Consider the following 5222-nt stretch of genomic DNA (forward strand, 5'->3'; position numbering starts at 1 on the left):
GACGAGGTTCTTATCTGTGGCCGTCACCGACAGCCGGTCATCCCACCCGATAGACTTGCTCACCAGAAAGGTGCACCCGCTTCTACAAAGGACATGGCGTAGACAACCACATCCTTGCAGGTCGGGTACACCTTTCCTTGATCACCCTCGATACCCGCTATCTACTCTGAATAGCGGAGGTCGGCATCGCGTCCTCGCCGGCCGAACGCCGACAGTTGGCGCACCTGCTCGGCGGGAGCGACGCCTTCCTGATCGTCTCGACCGTCGACCAGGCACGGGAGTTCCTCGGGGTGGCCGAGATGCCTCCCGTCGCGCCTCCCCCGACCCCGGCGGTCCTCGTCGAGGCGACGCCGGGGCCGCAGCCGCCACCAGCCGACCTGACCATCGACTCCGACCGCCGGGTGGTGCGGTGGCGCGACCAGGAGATCGACCTGACCCGGCTGGAGCACGACGTCCTGCTCTGCCTGGTCCACGCGCCCGGGCAGGTGTGGACCTACGAGCGGCTGCACCTCGAGGTCTGGGGCAACCGGCACCTCGGTCGCGGCTCCGACATGCACTCGGTGGTCCGGCGCGTACGCCGCAAGCTCGCCCGGGTGAACGCGGCCGCGACGATCCACGCCGTGCGCGGCGTCGGCTTCCGGCTCGCTCCCGCCTGAGCGCGGACACGGTCCGGCCCGCCCGGTCGACGACCAGGCGGGCCGGATCGGTGTGCTACCGCTCAGGTGTCAGCACCGGATGGGCGCCAACCCGAAGTTCTCCACCGTGGGCGTGGTGGTGTCGATCCTCGTCTGACGGGTCTGGGGCTTCCAGCCGTCCTTGGCGACGATCATCGTGAGCGGGTTGTTGCGACGGTCCACCCAGTAGGCGTACCTGCCCTGGGCGTCGGTGGCGAAGGTCCACGACATCGCCCACGAGTCGACCTGGACCACCGCGCCGGCGAGCGGCGCGGTCGCACCCTGACAGCTGGTGCCGGTGACCGTACCCATGAGCTTGCCCCAGGTCTTCGGAGGGTTCGCCGTCATGGTGACCTCGACCGGCGCCACCGTGTACGGCGTGTTCTCCTTGATCGCGACCGCGCCGGAGTAGACGCCCGGCTGGTCGACGTTCGCCGTCATCCCGACGGTGACCGTGACCTTCGCGCCCGGAGCGAGGGTGACCTCCGACTTGTCGATCGTCATCCAGCTGACGTCGGCCGCCGCCTCGGCGCAGCCCTCGAAGCCCGGCAGCACCTCGCTGTCCGGCGCCGCGTTGAAGTTGCCGGACGAGCCGCCGATCTTGTAGAAGCCGCACGCCGCACCACCGCGGTAGCGCGCCGTGTTGGCGTTGGGCAGGGTGGACCACGAGCCGGCGGCCGGGTCGAAGGCGAAGCCGGCGTTGCTGATGGCGCCACCCTGCGAACCACCGACGACGAGGAGCTTGCCGCTGGCGACGGCGTACGAGCTGGCCCAGTTGTCGGCCGGCGCGTCCGCGATCGCGGTCCAGGTGTTGGCACCCGGGTCGTAGGCGTAGCTGGACTTCTGCGAGGCGGCGCCGTCGTTGCCGCCGGTGCAGTAGACGATGCCGTCGATCCCGCCGCAGGAGGCGAAGGCCACCGACTTCGGGTAGTTGGCCAGCGTCTCCCAGGTGTCACTGCCCGGGTCGTACCGGACGACGCTGTTGGACATCGGCAGGCAGCCCGAGGTGGTGCAGCCACCGACGGCGTACAACTTGCCGTCGACGACGGCCTGCCCGGCCGCGGCCCGAGGTGCCGGGTTGTCGGCCAGCTCCGTCCAGGTGTTCGCCCCCGGGTCGTACGACCAGGTGGCCGAGTCGGGGCCGGCGTCGGCCCAACCGCCGGTCGCGATGATCTTCCCGTCCACGATGCCCACCGTCAGGGCGTTGCGGGCGCCCGGAAGATCGGCGATCGCCGTCCAGGTCTGGGCGGCCGGGTCGTAGGCGTAGTTCTTCGTGGTGGAGGCGTTGCCGTCGCCACCGCCGATCGAGTACACCTTGCCGTCCAGGCTGACCACCCGGTTGTCCATGATGTTCGACGGGTAGTCGGTGATGTCGGTCCACGGCGCGGCCTGCGGGCCGACACCGGCGGCGGCCGCCGTGGCCGTCTTACCGGACGCCTTGGCGGCGAACGACGTCGCAACGGCGAGCCGCTGCTCCGGCGCGCCGCCGGACCCGAGCACCTGCTGCCGGGTCACTCTGGATCCGTCCGCCCGCAGGAGTTCGAACCCGTTGTCCCGCTCACTGAACTCGACCTCGACCGGTGCGCCGCCGGTGTTGGTCACCGTGAACGTCCTGGTGGCCTTGCCGGTGGGCATCTGGACCGTCGCGCTGAGCTGCGTCGGCGTCACCGACAACCGACCGGCCGCGAGCACGAAGTTCGCGACGGTCGCCCAGTCGGCCTCGACGTCGACCTGCTTGGTCTGGCTGACGTAGGTGCCGGCGGTCGCGGTGAACGGGTGCGTACCGGTCAGCGTGGAGTAGATCCAGTAGAAGCCGTCGGCCAGGCCCGGGTCGTCCGGGGTCGCCACGGTGACGGCCTTCTCGGCGGGCCGATCCTTGCTGGTGACGGTCGCGCCGTTGATGTAGCTGTTGTCGTTCTTGTCGCGGACGTTGCCGACCACCAGCCCGCCGTCGACCGGTACGCAGGTGACCTGGCTGCCGATGAGGACGTTGTCGACCTCCCACCACCACTCGTACGAGGCGTCGTAGTAGTGGAAGCGGACCTGGACCTGCGCCTTGCCGGCGGCCTGCGGGATCGGGATCTCGGTGACCTTCGGCCCCCGCACGTCCGTCTCCTGACGCAGCACGTTCGTCCAGGTGGCGCCACCGTCGATGCTCAGGTCGACGTCGGCGGTGTCCTCGTCCAGCTGGTTGAAGTCCTGGTTGAACCGGATGACCGGTGCCGTGACGGCGGTCAGGTCGACCACGGGGCTGACCAGCGAGGTGTCCTGGTTGGTGCCCGCACCGTACGCGTCACTGTCGATCATCGCGAAGTTGCCGCTGCCGCCGGTCAGGTTGCCCCGGTCGCCGTCGTCGGTGAACTTCCAGACCTGGCCGCTGCCCGCGTTGTCCACCACCGTCCAGCCGGCCGGTGTGGTCGTGGCGTCGAAGGTCTCGTACTCACCGTCGGACCCGTCGGTGTACCCGGGGGCGGTCGTGCAGCTGGTGGTGTCCACCGGCACGGCGACGTTGGCGGTGACGTTGCCCGTGCCGACCACGACCTGCTTGGTGACGGTCTGGTAGCCGGGGTACTGCGACTCGTACGTCAGGGTGTACGTCTGCCCGGCCGGCAGCTTGATGCTGTAGCGGCCGTTCGACGGAGTGGTGTGGTCGTACACTCCCGAGACGCCCGTCACGGTGACCTTCGCGTACAGCGGCCATCCGTGCCCGGAACCGTCGGTGACCGCGCCGGTGACGTTGACGCTCGGCACGGGTGTCAGCGCGATGGCGAGGGTCGTGGTCGCACCGTCGGTGACGGTGGCCGTCTTCGTCGTGGCGGAGTACCCGAAGGCCGTCACGGCGACCTGGTAGTCACCGGTGGGCAGTCGGGTCGAGAACGTCCCGTCCGCCCCGGTGGTGATCTCCCGCGCGGTCGGGCCGGTGAGCGTCAGCGTCGCACCGGCGATCGGTGCGCCGGTGGCCGCCTCGGTGACCGTGCCGGCCAGGGTGCCGAGGTCAATAGTAGGTGCGGCGTTGAGCAGCGCCAGGGCGTCCAGCCGGCCTTCGCCGTAGACGTTGTTGTCCGCCGCGGTGCCGCCGCACTGGTCGTCGGCCTTGTCGATCGCGGTGCCGTTGAGCAGGGCACGCGTCGCGTTGACGTCACCGACCAGCGACGGGGCCGCCGAGTACAGCAGCGCGATCGCGCCCGCGAGGTGCGGTGCGGCCATCGAGGTGCCACTGGCGGTGGCGTACGAGTTGCCCGGGATGCTCGACCGGACGTTCACGCCCGGTGCCGAGATGTTGGGCTTGATCTCGCCGTTCTGCCCGCTACCCCGGCCGGAGAAGCCGGCGATGGTGTTGTTGATGTCGTACGCGCCGGCCGAGTAGTTGCTGACCAGGCTGCCCGGCGAACCGCTGGTCTGGCAGGCCGGCCCGCTGTTGCCGTTGGCCCAGACACCGAAGATGCCCGACACGGCCCACGCCAGTGTCACATCCTCCATGAAGGGCTCGTTGGACGGATTCAGCGAGCCCCACGAGTTGTTGATGATGTTCGGCCGCTTGCTGGCGTCCGGGTTCTGGCCGTTCAGGTCGGTCGGCTCAAGCATCCACTGGCCGGATTCGATCAGAGCGGCATCGGTGGGGCAGCAGCCGTTCGCCGAGATCCATGTGACGCCGGGCGCGACACCGATCTGGTTCGCACCGCCGTCCGAGCCGGCCATGGTGCCCATGGTGTGCGTGCCGTGTCCATCGTTGTCACAGGGGGCGGCAGGACACGTTCCGGCGGCGTCGAACCAGTTGTAGTTGTGGTCGAACGTGCCGTCGCCGTTGTTGCCGCGGTAGGAGTTCACCAGGGCCGGGTGGTCGTACTGCACACCGCTGTCGATGCTCGCGATGGTGATGCCCTCGCCGGTGGCGCCGTACTGGGACCAGACGTCGTCGGCGTTGATGTTGGCGACGCCCCACTCGAGGGCGTTCACGGTCTTCTCGTCGGTGCCCTTGGTCAGCTCGGGCAGTTGGTAGGCGACCGGGGCGTACAGGCCCTCCACCTCGGCGTGGGTGGCGAACTTCTGCGCCATCGCCAACGAGCCGCTGTTCACCTTGATGGCGTTGGTGGCCCAGAAGGTCTGGTATTTCGCACCGGAGCCGTCCAGTTCGGCACGGATCTTGCCCTGGCTCTCGGCGGCGGTCTTGCGCAGCGCGTCCGCGACCGCGCTGCCGCGCTTGGTCCATTCCTTGATGGCGCTGGCCTTGCTCAGGTCGGCGCGGTCCTTGAACCGGATCCAGAAGTCCCCTTCGCTCTTGGCCTGGAGCTGCTTGGCGAGTTCCGGTCGGATCTTGTCCCCCGGGGCCTGTAGGGAGATCTGTGTAACGGAATATGTCGAATTTCCGTTAAGGCCGGTGGAGTCCGGCTAGCACAGATAGGACCGAGTGGATGAGTTACCCGATGGTGGGCCCGGGCGTGCGGGCTGAGCGCGATGATGCTGGTGAGTTCGCGGAGTTGGTCGATCGGATCGCTGCCGACGGGCCGCGGCTGCCGTTGGCCGGGCAGGGCTTGGACGAGGCGGCTG

Annotated in this window: 2 protein-coding genes; one reads left to right on the plus strand and one right to left on the minus strand. The window is 69.0% G+C overall.

Annotated features, from left to right (window positions below):
* The first annotated feature begins 215 nt into the window (after window positions 1–215).
* Window positions 216–656, plus strand: coding sequence for a winged helix-turn-helix domain-containing protein (locus tag F8271_RS29750; RefSeq protein WP_225854851.1), 441 nt, complete (start codon window positions 216–218; stop codon window positions 654–656).
* A 69-nt stretch (window positions 657–725) separates the two neighbouring features.
* On the opposite strand, the gene F8271_RS29755 is transcribed toward F8271_RS29750, so the two are convergent.
* The gene (locus tag F8271_RS29755) at window positions 726–4751 is read right to left on the minus strand and encodes a S8 family serine peptidase (RefSeq protein ID WP_225854852.1); all 4026 of its coding nucleotides are present in this window, start codon (window positions 4749–4751) and stop codon (window positions 726–728) included.
* Window positions 4752–5222: the final 471 nt, after the last annotated feature.

It is taken from the genome of Micromonospora sp. ALFpr18c (assembly GCF_008868155.1).
GTDB lineage: Bacteria > Actinomycetota > Actinomycetes > Mycobacteriales > Micromonosporaceae > Micromonospora.